14 protein-coding genes are annotated in these 17,065 nt (G+C 39.7%); 10 read left to right on the top strand and 4 right to left on the bottom strand.

Annotated elements, in window-relative coordinates; translation table 11 throughout:
* The first annotated feature begins 88 nt into the window (after window positions 1-88).
* Window positions 89-1,288 carry a DNA polymerase IV gene (gene dinB / locus IPI99_03010; protein ID MBK7339481.1) on the top strand — a complete coding sequence of 400 codons (1,200 nt, stop codon included), beginning with the start codon at window positions 89-91 and terminating at the stop codon, window positions 1,286-1,288.
* Between the two features lie 17 nt (window positions 1,289-1,305).
* Window positions 1,306-2,196 (top strand): hypothetical protein, encoded by an 891-nt coding sequence (locus IPI99_03005; protein ID MBK7339480.1) that lies wholly within the window; start codon window positions 1,306-1,308, stop codon window positions 2,194-2,196.
* 172 nt (window positions 2,197-2,368) lie between these two features.
* Here the strand turns inward: IPI99_03005 and IPI99_03000 are convergent, their stop codons facing one another.
* Complete coding sequence (locus IPI99_03000; protein ID MBK7339479.1) at window positions 2,369-3,172, bottom strand: GHMP kinase; 804 nt, start codon at window positions 3,170-3,172, stop codon at window positions 2,369-2,371.
* A gap of 344 nt (window positions 3,173-3,516) precedes the next feature.
* Here IPI99_03000 and IPI99_02995 point away from each other — a divergent pair, with 344 nt between their 5' ends.
* The 8 genes from IPI99_02995 (at window position 3,517) to IPI99_02960 (ending at window position 13,555) form a co-directional block, all read left to right on the top strand.
* The gene (locus IPI99_02995) at window positions 3,517-4,455 is read left to right on the top strand and encodes a glycosyltransferase family 2 protein (protein MBK7339478.1); all 939 of its coding nucleotides are present in this window, start codon (window positions 3,517-3,519) and stop codon (window positions 4,453-4,455) included.
* Between the two features lie 97 nt (window positions 4,456-4,552).
* Window positions 4,553-5,683 (top strand): glycosyltransferase, encoded by a 1,131-nt coding sequence (locus IPI99_02990; GenBank protein MBK7339477.1) that lies wholly within the window; start codon window positions 4,553-4,555, stop codon window positions 5,681-5,683.
* The gene (locus IPI99_02985; GenBank protein MBK7339476.1) at window positions 5,673-6,710 is read left to right on the top strand and encodes a dehydrogenase; all 1,038 of its coding nucleotides are present in this window, start codon (window positions 5,673-5,675) and stop codon (window positions 6,708-6,710) included. The genes IPI99_02990 and IPI99_02985 overlap by 11 nt, the downstream gene beginning before the upstream one ends.
* On the top strand, window positions 6,707-7,285 hold the full coding sequence (locus IPI99_02980) for an SIS domain-containing protein (GenBank protein ID MBK7339475.1): 579 nt from the start codon (window positions 6,707-6,709) through the stop codon (window positions 7,283-7,285). Before IPI99_02985 ends, IPI99_02980 begins: the two co-directional genes overlap by 4 nt.
* Window positions 7,282-8,544, top strand: coding sequence for an HAD-IIIA family hydrolase (locus IPI99_02975; GenBank protein ID MBK7339474.1), 1,263 nt, complete (start codon window positions 7,282-7,284; stop codon window positions 8,542-8,544). The genes IPI99_02980 and IPI99_02975 overlap by 4 nt, the downstream gene beginning before the upstream one ends.
* Window positions 8,541-9,089, top strand: coding sequence for a hypothetical protein (locus IPI99_02970; protein ID MBK7339473.1), 549 nt, complete (start codon window positions 8,541-8,543; stop codon window positions 9,087-9,089). Before IPI99_02975 ends, IPI99_02970 begins: the two co-directional genes overlap by 4 nt.
* Before the next feature lie 3 nt (window positions 9,090-9,092).
* Window positions 9,093-9,731, top strand: a complete 639-nt coding sequence (queE, locus tag IPI99_02965) for a 7-carboxy-7-deazaguanine synthase (GenBank protein MBK7339472.1) — start codon at window positions 9,093-9,095, stop codon at window positions 9,729-9,731.
* 182 nt (window positions 9,732-9,913) lie between these two features.
* Complete coding sequence (locus IPI99_02960) at window positions 9,914-13,555, top strand: T9SS type A sorting domain-containing protein (GenBank protein MBK7339471.1); 3,642 nt, start codon at window positions 9,914-9,916, stop codon at window positions 13,553-13,555.
* Between the two features lie 34 nt (window positions 13,556-13,589).
* On the opposite strand, the gene recO is transcribed toward IPI99_02960, so the two are convergent.
* The 3 genes from recO to IPI99_02945 form a co-directional block, all read right to left on the bottom strand.
* Window positions 13,590-14,273: a DNA repair protein RecO gene (recO, locus tag IPI99_02955; GenBank protein MBK7339470.1), complete on the bottom strand. Its 684-nt coding sequence runs from the start codon at window positions 14,271-14,273 to the stop codon at window positions 13,590-13,592.
* A 224-nt stretch (window positions 14,274-14,497) separates the two neighbouring features.
* The gene (lysA, locus tag IPI99_02950; GenBank protein ID MBK7339469.1) at window positions 14,498-15,706 is read right to left on the bottom strand and encodes a diaminopimelate decarboxylase; all 1,209 of its coding nucleotides are present in this window, start codon (window positions 15,704-15,706) and stop codon (window positions 14,498-14,500) included.
* Between the two features lie 26 nt (window positions 15,707-15,732).
* Window positions 15,733-17,061, bottom strand: coding sequence for a hypothetical protein (locus tag IPI99_02945; GenBank protein ID MBK7339468.1), 1,329 nt, complete (start codon window positions 17,059-17,061; stop codon window positions 15,733-15,735).
* Window positions 17,062-17,065: the final 4 nt, after the last annotated feature.

Raw genomic sequence — 17,065 nt, 5'->3', positions numbered from 1 at the left:
ATAATATACATATAGAATTATATTTGCCATAATATTCGACATTGTTGATTGGTCTTGGATAGGTCAACAAGAGAATAAGAAGAAAATTATGATGTCGGCTATGCGTTCCATATTACATCTTGACCTGGACAGTTTTTTTGTTTCTGTAGAAGTCAATAAGAATTCGGCGCTGAAGGGCAAACCATTGATAGTTGGTGGGATGAGTCAAAGGGGTGTAGTGGCGGCGTGTAGTTATGAGGCGCGCGCTTTTGGTATACACAGTGCTATGCCTATGAAGATGGCTCTGCGGCTTTGTCCTCAAGCCATTGTGCTGCGGGGAGACTTTGACAGTTATGTGTACTACTCACAGATGGTCACTGACATCATCGACGAGGAAGCTCCACTGTTTGAGAAATCCAGTATAGATGAATTTTATCTGGATCTGAGTGGCATGGACAAGTATTTTGGTTGTATGAAGTGGAGTCTGGAGTTGCGTCAGCGCATTATACATGAGACGGGCTTGCCGATATCGTTTGGGCTGTCGATCAACAAGATCGTCTCCAAGGTAGGTACGAATGAGGCAAAACCCAATGGTACATTACTGGTCCCCAATGGTGAGGAGAAGGGTTTTCTGGCACCTTTGTCCACCAATAAATTACCCGGAATTGGCAAGGAAACCTACAAGAGACTTAGTTTCATGGGTGTGCGCACCCTTAAGGTACTCAGTGAGATTCCCGTCAAGTTACTAGAGCGCGAGTTCGGCGAGTCCGGTAAGACAATTTGGGAACACGCCAATGCCATCGATAACCGTCCTGTGGTGTCATACCACGAAGCTAAATCCATCTCTAAAGAACAGACTCTGGAAAACGATACACTGGATATGGCGAGGATCAGACTGATCCTCTTGCGGATGACAGAAAAACTCGCTTTTGAACTGCGCGACTCCGGGCGTTTGTGTTCTGTGATCACGGTAAAAATACGTTATGCTGATTTCAATACTTTTAGTCGCCAAACCAAAATCTCCTTCACTGCTCTGGATGAGCCTCTGTGGGTGGCAGTGCAGACACTCTTTGACAAACTCTATGATCGAAGACAACTCATACGACTTGTTGGCGTAAAATTTGGTGGGCTCTGCTATGGACGTTCACAGTTGAGTCTCTTTGAGAATACTGCAGAACAGATCTCTCTGCTTAGACAGGTGGATCGGATCAGACATCGATTTGGCTACGCGGCTGTACAGCGCGCCGTGTTTTCCTCGACAGAATCTGACGGAGAACCGGAATCAAAAGCTCCGGCCTCAGGTATTTAGCCCGTACATTTGCAATCATGCGCGAATTCTATCCTTCGAAAATCCTGCTGGCAGGAGAGTACAGCGTATTGCTAGGATCAAGAGCATTGGCCTTGCCCTTTTTTAAAAAAAGAAGCAGTTGGTCCCAATCAAAACAGCTTGACGAGCCGATATTGCTGCCATACTTAAAACAATATGCAGAGAATCCCATATGGAGTGAACTGATAGACCAGAAACAGATGGACACTGACCTCAAGGCTGGATGGACACTAGAAACCAATATACCGCTGGGATATGGGCTGGGTAGTTCTGGAGCACTTTGTGCAGCAATAATCGACAAGTATAGCCGCGAAAGATCATGGACTCAAGAGAAGCTGCGAAGTCAATTGCAGCAGATGGAGTCATTGTTTCACCGTACAAGTAGCGGCATAGACCCGCTGATCTCCTTTCTACAAAAACCATTGATCATGGATGGGGATCGGATCAGTGAGCTGGACAGCAGCTATTTAACTCATTTGAACAATTATCCTATCCACCTGGTCGATAGTAAAAGGCCGCGCCAAACCTCAGAGTTTGTTCAAAAATTTAGGGATAAAATCACAGACGGGAAATATGAATCCAGAATTAAAAATGAGCTGATTCCACTCAATAATCGGATGATCTCTCATTTTGTCAGTAATCAAACCAAGGAGTTCAGAAACAGCTGGGTGCAGATCAGCGAGCTGAGTTTGGAATTATTTGCAGAGATGATACCACCTGACATAGAGCTTTTCTGGAGAAGGGGATTAGAGAATGGACGATTCGCTCTAAAGCTATGTGGAGCGGGAGGCGGAGGTTATTTTTTGATGTTGGGAGAATCAGATCGAGAAGAGCTCAATGTATTGCGACCCAATTTTTGCAATGGAAATTCGTCGGAGGAGACAATTTAAGTTGATTTGCTGACAATAAAACCCGTACTAGAAATTTAGCAACGAATTTTGGTTTCAAAGGAGCAAATTGAATTCAGTTGTTAAGCTGATTTTCGAAAGCAATTTGTACAAAGCAAAAATGAGGAAGGAAATGTGTAATGGAGGAATTTAAATCAGTGAGAATGAAGCAGAATTAAAGCACGAGTTCTTTGTATGGGATGATTTTAGTAAAGCCCTTGTTGTGAAAATAACTTTCGACTGTATCCCGTTTGCCACAGGCAAGCACCATATCACCTCCCCAGGCACCTAATGATTTCACCGCTCCGGGAAAATCAGGAAATTGAGTTTGGCGAATGGGTTTGACACCGAGATAATTTCCGATCAGATTTTCATGTTCTTCCACCCACTCCTCAAAAGATGAGAGAGTTTTTAACCCAATCAAGCGATCCGTAAGCTGAGAAACTTTATTGATAAGTTTTGAATCAGGTTTGTTCTTTTGAGTGAATTTTACAGCATCGCGACTATCCGCTTTTTGATTCAGCGGTATGAAAAATAATTGATCCATGAACGGTGGCAAGTAGTCTATTTCTGAAAGATCGATGCTTCCATCGCCCAGAGTAAATAAAACCGGACTATCTGCACCTGCACATGCGATATCATATCCCGAGCCTTCTTCTATATCAAAATAAAGATGATATGGATTGACATCTGCCCAAGCAGCCATGTTGTAAATCAAAGTGGAAGAGGAGCCCAGTCCCCAATTGCGTGGAAATTCTAGATAATGATCGACCTTGTATTTTTTCCAGTGAGATAGGAATTCGCTATTGTTTTGACAGCAGGCTTTGAATAGCTTGCGGAGATACTTGCCAATATCGGGATCAGTAGTTTCGACTACGTCAAAACCCATCAAATCTATTTCGGCAGAAAACCATTTCTTCCCGTTCTCGTCATAGCTGTTCCAAAGAACTTCAGATCCTGAGAGTTCCTGAACTTTCATTTTTTGGCCGAATTTTGCAGGGAGCGCCAGCGCAGTCGCACCGTGTACTACACAGTATTCTGCACTAAGCAGAACTTTTCCTCGTGCATAATATTCAGCTTTTATATATATAAAATTTTAAAATTCATGCGAAGATACACAGGATTCATGATCTGCCAAGTGTTTAGCACTGAATACCTAAAGTATTTTACTTTTTTTTTATACGAAAAGATGTTGCTTCCATATGCCTCATACAACGAAAGTGGGATCTGCCAGCCATATATATTAATAATTTGTTTAATATGTAAAACATAATTTCATTTTTTATATATGTTTTTCCTTATTTTTGCGCAAAATACAGTGATTTGGATCTATCTATTGCGATACCCGCTTACAACGAAGAAGAGTCATTGCCGGAGCTGGTCGCCTGGATAGATAGGGCATTGGCGAATTCGGGAATAGAGTATGATATTTGGTTTGTTGACGATGGCAGCACCGACCAAACTTGGGAAGTCATTGAAACATTGCACAGGAAATACCCAGTAGTGAAAGGGATTCGCTTCCGCCGCAATTACGGGAAGTCGGCAGCGCTACACACTGTATTTCATCAATGTACAGGTAAAGTAGTCATCACGATGGATGCTGACTTGCAGGATAGTCCTGATGAAATAATACCTATGTACAACATGCTACTCTCCGAAAAGCGTGACATTATCTCAGGTTGGAAGAAGAAGCGCTATGATAACGCAATTACTAAAAATCTTCCTTCCAAACTTTACAATACCGTCACTGGTTGGATGAGTGGTGTAAAACTTCACGACATGAATTGTGGACTCAAAGCCTATCGATCAGAAGTAGTGAAGAGCATTGAAGTGTTCGGAGAGATGCACAGATATATTCCGGTGATTGCAAAGTGGGCAGGTTTTAGAAACGTGGGGGAGAAAGTAGTTCAACACCAGGCTAGAAAATATGGACATTCCAAATTTGGAATGAGTCGTTTTTTATATGGATTTTTGGACCTCTCCACAATCATGTTTATAGGAAAATTCGGCAAAAGGCCGATGCACTTTTTTGGTGTATTAGGAGTACTGTTTTTTTTTCTCGGCGCCTGTTTTGTCATGTACATGATTTTTACAAAATATGCATACAATGTTTACGGGATGACTGCGCGTCCGGCATTTTATATTTCACTGGTTTTAATGATTATCGGATCACAACTGTTTCTCACAGGTTTTACTGCGGAATTAATCAGCAGGAACGCATCTGAACGCAATCACTACCAGATTGATAAGATCATGGATTAACACTCATTTTATGAGTTATCTTCTGTTTTTCACAAACATCTAAACTCTCATACCAAGTGGAAGCAACAATATTTCAGATTAAAAAGCATCATTGACTATGAGCAAAATTGTCATAGTTGGCCCTGCGCATCCATTGAGAGGTGGTCTGGCTTCATTCAATGAACGCTTGGCACGTGAATTTAAAAAATCAGGAGATGAAGTTTTGATATATACCTTTGCTTATCAGTATCCTTCTTTTTTATTTCCTGGAACAAGCCAATATTCAAGTGAACCTGCTCCTTCAGATATCGACATTCGAGTAAAAATAAATTCTGTAAATCCTTTGAATTGGTTTGCAGTCGGAAAGGAATTAAACAAACTTCGAGCCGACATTTTGATAGTTCGATATTGGTTACCCTTTATGGGGCCTTGTTTAGGAACTATTCTCCGACAAGTCAGAAAAAACAACCATACTAAAATCATTTGTATAGCTGACAACATCATCCCTCACGAAAAGAGACTTGGTGATCACGCATTTACCTCCTATTTTCTAAAACCTGTCCATGCCTGTATTACGATGAGTGAAAAAGTAATGGAAGACCTCAGAAAATTGAGACCCGATATTCCTGCAACTATTGTAGATCATCCCTTGTATGATGGATTTGGAGAATCAATTTCAAAGGTGGAAGCGCGTCGTCATTTGAAGCTGGGAACAGAAGAAAAGATCATGCTTTTTTTTGGTTTTATCAGAAAGTATAAGGGCTTGGATATTCTACTCGAAGCGATGAGTAATGAAGCACTAACTCTGTCAGGTATAAAGCTACTCATCGCCGGAGAGTATTATGAATCCGCCGAGCCATATCAAAAGATGATAGAAGCCAATAGTTTATCCACGCGGATTTATGATCACAGTCATTTTATTCCGGATAGTGATATCAAGTACTATTTGTCTGCAGCGGACGTTGTAGTTCAACCATACAGATCTGCCACGCAGAGTGGTGTCACACCATTGGCTTACCATTTCGAAGTACCAATGATCGTTACAGATGTGGGTTCATTACCGAGATTGGTCCCACATGGAAAAGTGGGATTGGTTTGCAAAGCTGATGCAAATTCTCTTGCGGCATGTATAGTCGACTTTTTTGCATATCCACAAGATTATTTTTTACCACAAATTCGGATAGAAAAAACTAAATTGAGTTGGGAAAAACTCAGACAAAAAATATTGAATCTCGCTTATGATATTTAGAAGCAGAGCTCCATTTAGGCTGGGTCTGGCCGGAGGTGGAACAGATGTGAGTCCGTATAGCGACCTATATGGAGGCGCTATATTGAATGCAACGGTGTCATTATACGCCAGTGCAACGATTGAATTGATCGATGATCCTTTAGTGGAATTGCATTCCATTGATCAAAAACAGGTTCAGATTTTTCAGATGGATGAAGAGCTGCAGTTGCATACAGGGTTGGAATTGCAAAAAGGGGTGATCCTGAGAATGCGGCAAGAGCGATGGCTCCCAGAAGGCAAAGGATTCAGGCTGACCACGGCAATGGATGTGCCCGCCGGCAGTGGATTAGGGACTTCTTCTACCCTGGTTGTTGCTATTCTAAAAGCTTTTGCTGAATGGAATAATCTTCCTCTCGGAGATTATGATATGGCACATCTTGCTTATGAAATTGAAAGAAAAGAACTTGGACTTGCCGGCGGGAAGCAAGACCAATATGCTGCAACTTTTGGAGGTTTCAATTTTATGGAATTTTACCACGACGACCAGGTGATTGTCAACCCACTTCGTATTAAACCTGAGTATATTCAAGAATTAGAACACAATCTCATCCTTTATTTTACTTCTTCCAGTAGAAAATCAACGGAAATCATTCAAGAGCAGCAGTTGAATGTAGAGAATAAGAAACAGAGTTCCATTGAAGCAATGCACCAGCTTAAAGAACAGGCGCGATTGATGAAAGAAGCTCTTTTAAGAGGACGACTTCATGAAATAGGCGAAATCTTGGATTATGGATTTGAGCAAAAGAGGAAAATGGCTCATAGTATTTCCAATGAAAGCCTGGATCATATCTATTCATCTGCTAAAGAAGCAGGGGCCACCGGGGGCAAAATCTCGGGTGCCGGAGGAGGAGGATTTATGTTCTTTTATTGTCCTGGAAATACAAAATATGCGGTTGCAGAACAATTGAAAAAACAAAGCGGTTATATCATTTCCTCCCATTTTACAGATAGAGGCGTACAAAGCTGGAGGGCTAGTTCGAAATTATGAAATCTAAAATAGAAAATATCATCAGAGAATCCATAGCTGTAAAAACTGCCTTGGTGTCTGATTCAGAAATGATCCGAAATATGGAAAACGCTTCCAATTGGATCACTGAGGCTATAAGCAGAGGTGGAAGAATCTATTTTTGTGGAAATGGAGGTTCAGCTGCAGATGCACAACATTTAGCAGCAGAGTTATCCGGTAGGTTTTATAAAGACAGGCCCGCATTGGCAGCGGAAGCGTTGCATTGCAATAGCTCATACCTCACTGCCGTTGCAAATGATTATTCATACGAGGTCATTTTCCAACGAATGATAGCAGGATTTGGAAAAAAGGAAGACATTCTTGTAGGACTAAGTACTTCTGGAAATTCGCGCAATATTGTGCTTGCCTTTGAAGCAGCAAGAAATCAAAAAATGAAAACCATAGGTTTAACGGGAATAGGTGGAGGTAAAATGAAGGAGTTGAGCGACATTCTGATATGTGTGCCTTCCGGTGATACGCCGAGAATTCAGGAGAGCCATATTTTAATAGGGCATATCATTTGTCAACTCGTAGAGGAAAAACTGTTTTTGTCTTGAAAGAAGTTATCCTGCTTGCAGGAGGGCTCGGTACACGCCTGCAGGGTGTAAATCCTCATCTGCCCAAATCACTCGCACCAGTAGCCGGGAAAGCATTTTTGTCTATCGTGATTGATGCATTATTTGGACACAATATTGATCGCATCATTTTATCCCTCTCTTATAAAGCCCAAGATATTATCCATTTTATTGCAGATCATTATCCTGGAGATTCAAGAATCCAATGTGTTGTTGAACCCAAAGCATTAGGTACAGGTGGGGCGATCAAATTTGCTTCTCAATTTTTGTCTGCTGATCGTTTTTTTGCTTTGAACTCCGATACTTTTTTTGACATTGACTTGGAAGGGATGAAGAGTTTTGCAGTATCAAGAAATGCTGACTTGGTATTGGCTGCAAAACGTATGCTGAAGCCGCACAGATATGGGACAATTGATATTGGTGACAATGACCAAATCCAAAAATTTAATGAAAAGAAGGAACTCGATTATGGTTGGATCAACGGAGGTGTTTATTGGATGAAAAAATCAGTGTTGAATGATTTTGTGATAGGAGATGTTTTTTCTTTTGAAAAAGAAATTTTAGAAAAAAAAGGTGGAAATACAGGTCTCTACGCTTATAAATCTGATGAAGCGTTCATAGACATCGGCATCCCGGAAGATTATTTTCGGGCACAAAATTGGTTTTCATCTGAAAGGCTCCAACAGCTTAGAAATCAAAAATCAAATCGCGTTTTGTTTCTTGATAGAGATGGTGTAATCAATGTCCTTCTACCTGGAGATTATGTCAAGAATTGGGACGAGTTTGTATTCAAAAAAGATGTTTTTGAAGGGCTGCGGTCAGTGAATGATTTCTTTGGTAAAATGATTATAATAACAAATCAACAAGGTATTGCCAAAGGAAAATACACTCACGGGGATCTTGAGCAAATTCATCTACAAATGAAGAATGAATTGAGTCGTCAGGGAATTGAAATTGATGGGGTCTATTTTTGTCCGCATTTAGAATCCGAAAATTGTAATTGTAGAAAACCCAAACCGGGAATGTTTTTCTATGCGAAGCAGGATTTTCCAAATATAGATCTGGAGCAATCTTTTTTTGTTGGTGACCAAGCCACAGATGTTTTAGCTGCCAAAGCAGCTGGTATTCAATCCATAGCACTTTTAGATCGTGCACCAACAGATGAAATGAAATTGGCAATGCCTGGAGCAACAATTTTTAGTCTTTTAGAGTTAAAATACCTGATTTTAGAGAAAGGATGAAACAGAATATTTTCCTAGCTTTCTTTTTGGGATTGACTTTGACACTTGCAGGGCAGCAAGACGGTACTTTTAGAGTAGAGATAGCACCTTTTTCACCTCCTATTGAGGCGATGATCCAACATTTTGAGGGTAGTCCGGTGACCCCAGTCATGGCTCCTGATCTGGATCAGAAAATGGTTACTATAGATGAAAATCGAGGCAGACCGCAAGTCCTGATTTTTGCTAATCTGACTGACCCACGAGTACTTCCCATTTTAATTCAATTTGCCAATTGGCACAAGTCAAGCAATAAGCCATCGTATATCATTGCATTAATGGATGAAACGCCTGAGCAATTATTAGCGGCGAAACTTAAGGAACAAGCTACGGATTTGACGATTATACCCAATTGTAAAATGCTGAGTGAAGCTGTTTATGGAATTGAACTCGGTGTGCCAAGGATGTTTTTGATAGATCAGATGGGTAATATTGCGAAAGTATTTCCTGCTGAAAGATTTAGCCAGCCGGAGAGGATTTTAGAAGAGTTGGATCATTTGTTACCCTGATTGATGGGACAGATTTATTCAGTCAAAGAGATTTTTTATACGCTACAAGGTGAGGGCTTTCATAGTGGAAGAGCTGCAGTTTTTTTGCGATTTTCAGGTTGTAATTTGTGGAGTGGCCGTGAAGAAGACAGGGCAAAGGCGAAATGTAAGTTTTGTGATACCGACTTTGTAGGGATTGACGGCGAAAATGGAGGAAAATATAATGCTGCAGAACTGGCAGAGCTGGTATATCAACAGTGGCCAATTTCTAACAGCTCAAACAAAATGGTTGTGTGTACAGGAGGAGAACCCATGCTGCAACTCGATCCGGAACTGTTGTCAATATTGCAGTCAAAAGGATTTTTTGTGGCAATTGAAACCAATGGAACAATTCCTGTGCTTGAAGGAATTGATTGGATTTGTGTTAGCCCAAAACCTCAAACAGAGATTGTGCAGATAAGGGGCAATGAATTGAAGTTCATTTACCCACAGCCGGATCAGGACCCTCAACAATTTGAAGAATTGGCTTTTGAGCATTATTTCGTTCAACCGATGGATGGCTTGGAACTTCAGAAAAACACTGAATCGTGTGTCCGATTTTGTAAATCACACCCAATGTGGAAGCTCAGTCTTCAAACTCACAAGATTCTGGGGATTCCCTAATAGTCGCCAAACTGGGACAGACGATATTGGTCAACCTGATTTTGAATCTGAGCTGTTTTTCGTCTAAATATACCCTGAATGGTAAAATCATCGGAAAATAAGCGCTGCTTGCCGAAATAATTGGGTCATTCCATAACGAAATTCTAATTTTGACCGTTATTCTTTTTTGCCAAAATTTCTTTATGTTAAAATTTATACTCTCATTTTTATTATTGGGCCTGATTCTAACAACTCAACAGGCAGATGCTCAGAAATTCTTTAAGTTGATTGACCAGGCAGATCATCTGCCTTCCAAAAATGGTTTTCGAACTATGAAGCATTATCAGCCATTCTACTTGGATAAAGCGCAACTGAGCAAATATTTGTCAACGCAGACAGCAAAGGATGATTATTCCAAAGCCATACCGCTTACTTTTCCTATGCCTGATGGAACTTGGGAAACATATCAAGTAGTAGAGTCGCCGGTAATGGAAGAAGCGCTAGCTGCCAAATTTCCTGAGATTAAAACCTATAAAGGCTTTCAGGGTGCTAGTACGATGAGATTGTCGATTTCTCCATATAGTTTTCAAGCTATCTTTCTGACAACGTCAGGTGAAATAGTGATAGAAAATCTAAGTGAAGGAAATCAGCAATATTTTGGGGTGTTCAGGGCTTCAGATCTTGAAGTCCGTTCAGGAAGCCAAGATTTGGCTTGTGGCACTCATGATCTGGAAGCAATAGTCCATACAGGTGAATCTAGTGAATTCAAGCAAAATATTTTGAAAGTAAGAGGTGTAGAACCGATGAATCTAAGGAAGTTTCGCCTTGCCTTGAGTTGTACCGGTGAATGGGGATCTGCAGCTAGCTTGGGAGGCGGCACCACGCAGTCAGCTTTAGACAAAATGGTAGCATCAGTAAATATTCTCAATTCTATATACGAAAAAGACTTTGGTGCACATTTGGACTTGATAGCAAACAATGAATTTTTGATTAATTTAGATGCTTTGCTGGATCCATATAGTTCACCGAGATCTGGACGCGATATCATTTCAGAAAATACCCAAATCGTAAATCAGAAAGTAGGCTCAAGATCTTATGATGTAGGTCATTGTTTTACTGTTGGATGTACTGATGTCGGTGGTGTGGCCAATCTGGCAAGTCTTTGCAGTACCACAGGTGGAAAAGCAAATGGATGTACCTGTTGGTATACAACAGACATCAACTATGTTACACAAAGGATTTTCTGTCATGAAATGGGCCATCAGTTTTCAGCTACGCACACTTTCTCCAATTGCAACGGGAATGAAGAGGGAAGAACAGCCTATGAACCCGGATCCGGTACCACCATTATGTCTTACAGCGGTTTGTGTGGTGGATTAAATGTTGAAATGGGTTCTACTCCACACCCCGATTTTTTTCATGTGGCATCTGTGGAGCAGGCTTTGACAATGACGAGATTAGCTGTTTCAAGTTGTGGCACAACTTTAACGACAAACAATACTAAACCAACGGTAAACATTGAGGTCCCTGAAGGATTGACGATACCGATACAAACACCTATTTCTCTGACGGGTTCTGCCACAGATGCGGAAGGAGATGTACTTACGTATAGCTGGGAGCAATTCAACCCCGGAGCTTATGGAGATGCGATTGGATCGGTAAGTTTGACAAGCGTAGGCCCATTGTTTAAAGTGAATTTCCCATCTACTGATCCTGTACGAGTGATTCCGAATTGGTCATCTATTCTGGGTGCACAAAACTTCAATTTGCGAGAAGTATTGCCATCAGTCTCCAGGCCTTTGGATTTCAGATTTGTGGTACGGGACAACAATGCAGAAAGTGGTGCAGTCTCATGGGAAAATCTTCATCTGGAAGTAACAGATCAAGCCGGGCCATTTACGGTGATGAAGCCCAATGGATCAGGAGACGTGCTCTATAAAAATGCTTGTAATGTCATCAAATGGGATGCAGCAAATACTAATGTTGCTCCTGTGAGTTGCAGTAAGGTAAATATTTATTTAATCTACAAGAACAATGTTAAGAATCCAATTTTGCTCAAAGAAAATGCTGATAATGATGGTGAGGAAATTGTCGATATACCGGATTCAATGGCAGTTGCCAACTGCAGAATTATGGTTAAATCCGTAGGAAATGTGTTTTTTGATGTTTCTGATCAAGATATTTCATTGATAGAAAGCAATTCGCCTTCTTATGACTTCAATGTCAACCCTCAGGTAGCAAAAATTTGTCTCCCTGCAAGGTTGGACTTGCATCTTCAATCATGTTTTCGGAATAGTAATTCAAGTAGTATTCAGCTAATAGTAGGACAAGGATTGCCAACGGGAGCTACATATCGTTTTAGTAAAACCGAACTTGGTCCAAATGACAATGCTGAGCTTTCTATAGATTTAAATTCGGTAAATGTATTGAGTAACTTAGTTTTTCAGGTAGGAGCTGTTCGTCCGGGTGGTGACACAGTGTACAGCGACGTGAAAGTAAAAGTGATCAACAACAATTTTTCGGATATGGCACTTTTATTGCCTTCTAATGGATCCACGGGGATTATCGAAGCTCCATTGTTCCAGTGGCTTAGTAGCATCAATTCAATAACAAATGATTTTGAACTTGCAACCAGTCCGGAATTTGGAAATACAATTATATTTTCCAAAAATAATCTCACCGTAAATAAACTACAATTGCCAATTACCCTTGAACCAAGTAAAGTATATTATTGGAGACTGAGACCTAATAATGAATGTGGTTCCAACTCCACAAGTGAAGTATATACTTTTCAGACTGTCAATAAAAATTGTAGTGTCAAAAGCTATCCTGATAATCCTGTCAATGTAGGAAGTGGTGTGTCAACAAAGAGAATTCCAATCGTAATTGAAGAAGAAGGAATTATCTCTGATTTGAATTTAAAAAAAGTAATCATTGATGCAGATGCTGTCACAGACGTCAAATTAAATCTTGTCAGTCCAAATGGGACTGTGATCAATTTGCTCAATTATAATTGTGGTATATCTACCGAAATAAACTGCCAGTTTGATGATGCTGCACCCAATGGCATATACTGTCCTCCGACAAACAACGTTGCAATGCGACCAAACACAAAACTTGCCTTGCTCAATGGTGAGAATGTAAAAGGTGAGTGGAATTTGGAGCAGCAGACGAAAACCAGTTACCGTGGAGGAGTCATGGTTGAATATTCTATAGAATACTGTGCTGATATCATTGTGAAGAATCCATTTGTTGTAAATAATGTAGCATTGCGTTTGGATAATCTTCAATCAAGAGAAATTCCAAGTAGTCTTTTGGAAGTAAAAGATGACGACAATGGTGCAGCTGAGTTGAAATTTACCTTGATGAGTATCCCTACATATGGAGATTTGAAGTTGAAAGGTAATTTATTAACTTACGGTTCAACATTTACACAGGCTGATATTGATTCCGGCAATCTCTCATACAGTCATACAGCAGCCCCTAATGTTACAGATGGATTTATTTTCAATGTTCAAGATGGAGCAGGAGGTTTTTATGGAGTGGACCTTTTTAAAATAATAGTTGGAACTGTAAGTTCAAAAGACCTTGCAGATGAATTGCATTTTGGTTTGTTTCCAAACCCTACAGACGGAGAAATTCATTTGATATTCCCCCAGTCATTATCGGAAAAAGATAGAATCCAAATTTTCAGGTTGGATGGTGTGGAGATAAAAACTTTTCAATGCGAAAAGAGCTCTACTCAAACATTAGATTTGTCGGATCTGACAGATGGAATCTATATTGTAAATGTACAAGTGAACGGTAAAAAGGCACAAAAGAAATTAATCATTTCCGGTAATTAGCCAAAATTTTGACCGCAATGAGGGAGATTGCCTATTAACCAAAGATTGTTTTATAAATTTCAGGTGATTTCATCTCACCGAATTGGTCGATATGCATTTTGTAATACAGGATGATAAGATCCATTATTTTTCGACGCGTGTCCAGCTTCAATTCAGCTTTTTGAGCAGTGAGCAACTGATAAAAGACAAAGCTGTATTCAGGTAAAATATGAAATTTATTCTGGGAATTATATGGTACGAAATCAGAATTTTCAAGGTCAAATGAGTTGTTCCTTACGTTGTAGTTGGTTTGAGGAGAGAAGCCAATATATTGAAGCAATTCAACAGAAAATCGGAGGTGGAAATCAAACTCTAGCTTTTCGATCCTATCTAAATAGACAAAGCTGGTTTTGAGAAAAGTGAATAGTTCAGGATTGCTTTGTTTTTCGTGGATAGATTTTCGGCATAATTCCAGCATGAAACTTGTCACTGCAGACCTGACGATATCCGAGTGTATGTGTTGGTAAATGATTGAAGATCTGGCTTCTTTAATACGGTGTAAAGTTTTGTTTTCATGGTAATAGCAGACGAAATCCAGAATATTGGAAAGCTGGAATAATGCTGCCAGCCTTTGATTGCCTCTGCTGAATACTCCATTCATAACAAAGCTCTGCATACCGAGTTTGTCTGTATACATATCCAATATGAGACTGCTCTCTTTATAGCGAACGAGTCGCATTACAATTCCTTCAAGCTGAAGCATCGCCGATAAGGAGCAAATTTTATACCATAATGTGGCCTATTTTTCATTTCGCACGGATATGGCAGTTGGGTTTTGTACCGATCCTTTACTGTAAAATTTGGGTTAAAGGAAATGAGCTTGTTGCTCTCAATATTGCTGGTGATACTCTAAAACAATAACCGGAGATACAGGTGCATTAAATTATGCAGATTTGTGCTTGTCTAAAAATCCTGAAGTATCTGATTTTTTAAGAGATCTTCAATGGTTTCTCTTTGGCGGATTAAAAAATCTTTGCCTTCGTAAAGCATTACTTCTGCTGGTCGAAAACGGCTATTATAATTAGAAGACATTGAAAAACAATAAGCACCTGCGTTTTTGAAACAGAGTATATCTCCGGGATGGATTTCTGAAATAGCTCGATTGCTTGCAAAAGTATCGGTTTCGCATATATAGCCAACGACATTATAGATTCTAGGACGACCGCCCGGATTACTGATATTTTCAATCTGATGATAGGAGCCATAAAACATGGGCCTGATCAAATGATTTAATCCCGAGTCTACTCCGGCGAATACTGTAGAAGGAGTTTGCTTGATCACATTGGTTTTTACAAAAAAATAACCACTTTCGCTCACAAGAAATTTTCCAGGCTCGAAAAGCAACTTCAATGGGCGACCATACTCCTTACAAAATCGGTTGAATGAAGCCGAGAGCAGACTTCCAAGTTCTTCTATATCCGTAGAAACATCATCAGGTCTGTATGGGACCTTAAGTCCGGAGCCAAAATCAATGAACTGCAGATCAGGAAATTTTCTGGCGACATCAAATAAAATTTCGGAAGCTAATGTAAAAACACCTGGATCCAAAATATCTGATCCAGTATGCATGTGCAAACCATTTATTTTAAGTTTTAAGGTGTCAACCAAACGTAAAACAAGAGGCATCTGATAAATTGATATTCCAAATTTGGAATCGATATGACCAACACTTATTTTTTCATTTCCACCTGCCATGACATGTGGATTGATCCGGATACATATTTTTGTATCCGGATAATGAGATCCAATATATTCCAGTGTTTCAATATGGTCTATATTGATTTGAACACCCAATTCAATTGCCATTTCTATCTCATCAGGCCCTACACAATTGGGCGTATAGATAATTTGTTCCGCTTTGAATCCCGCTTTGAGACCTAACCAAATCTCTTGAATAGAAACGGTATCCAATCCACAATTCCACTTTTGAATAAGTTTAAGAATATTAATATTATTTAAGGCTTTACAAGCAAAGTGGATATCAAGTTCGTCCACATCAAAAGCTGATTTCAATCTATTTATCTGGCGAAGTATTATATCTGTATCATAGATATATAGCGGGGTGTCATATTTTTTAACCAGATCTAAAACGGGAATATTTTGTATAAGCATAAATTGCAAACAATGAGTAGGTAAAATTATTCTGGAATTTGTATTTTGGTTTTGGTGTATGCAGAAAGTAAGGAGTATATTTTTAATTTGTCAGTTGTATCCAGATTTTTAATTCGCGTTCTGTGTCCACCAAATTTTTGATCAAATCTGTATGATTTTCCTCTTGGAAAAATGCCACATGCTGTCCAAGTATCACGACCCCCATAGATATAAATGATATTTTTTCCTTTATTCTCAGCAAGTTCCTTCATTTTTTTCATATAAGCACCTCGATACGTCAGATCGGCATTTTTTGGACAGAATGCCAAATTGCTTAGTTCGTTCTCATACAACAATAAATCATTCAATCCTGTAGTATCAAATCCGTAGTATCCAAATTCTGTCATAAATTGATAATAAGCAGGTTCAAAAGATTTGCAGGTAGGATCGTCATAAAAATTGAAATCTACTACCTCTTCTATGAAGTCAAAGATCACTTTAGGAGTCCAAGGCTCAAGAGGCAATTCGCTGCAGTCAAATCCCCATTGCCAAAAAGAAAATGGAAATTCAACCGAAGCAAAATCAATAACTTTATCTACACCGATTGAAAAATTTACTTTTTCTTCATGGGCAAGATTTTCTATCAGAGGACGTAGTTCTTCCCGATTTTGTAAAATAGATTTTTGAAATTCGAATATTCTTTTTCTGCATTCTTCCGTGCCGACCTGTTTTTTGTAATGGTCGATTGTACGATGATCCTCTTGAGCAGTCGGAAATGGAGCAACATATGCTACCGATGCTTTAATGTCTTTTGGATAGGTGAGTTTGTATAAAGCTGTAGTAGTGCCACCTTTGGAGATTCCAGTACTGATCCATCTTTTTTTATACATTTTTTTCAACAACCCATTGATATAATGTAGATCTTTCAAGGCTTGATCGTGATTGAGCAAGGTCCAATCCATTTTCTCAGGCTTTGAGTCACCAAAATATCTGTACTCTACAGTCACCTGGTTTGCATCCAACAAAGTAGTCGGTTCATACACTCTTGATCTGCCATCATAACCTTCAGTAACAAAGACTACTGGTCTGGAGAAGCCTGCATGATGAACATATATTTTTTGGTAGAAGCTTCCTTTCTCAGGGTGATTGTGGTCTAATGCCTGTGGCACTTTTAGTTCCCAGATCGATTGAAACGGTGCAAGCGGATCAAGCTGTTTCACTTTCACACCTGGAATATGTTTTTTAAAAAGCATTTCGAGTTTAGTGCTCGACTGTGCTTCAACAGTCACTTGAGTTGAAAGAAAGAGTAAGATAAATAAGCTGAAAGGGCCTATGGACCCAATTTTGATTTGAGAAAGCAGTGAAGTGATTGACATCAGC

Source organism: Saprospiraceae bacterium (genome assembly GCA_016710235.1).
Classification (GTDB): Bacteria; Bacteroidota; Bacteroidia; order Chitinophagales; family Saprospiraceae; genus Vicinibacter.
Note: the sequence above shows the minus strand (reverse complement) of the source record. Positions and strands in the feature narration are given on the sequence as shown.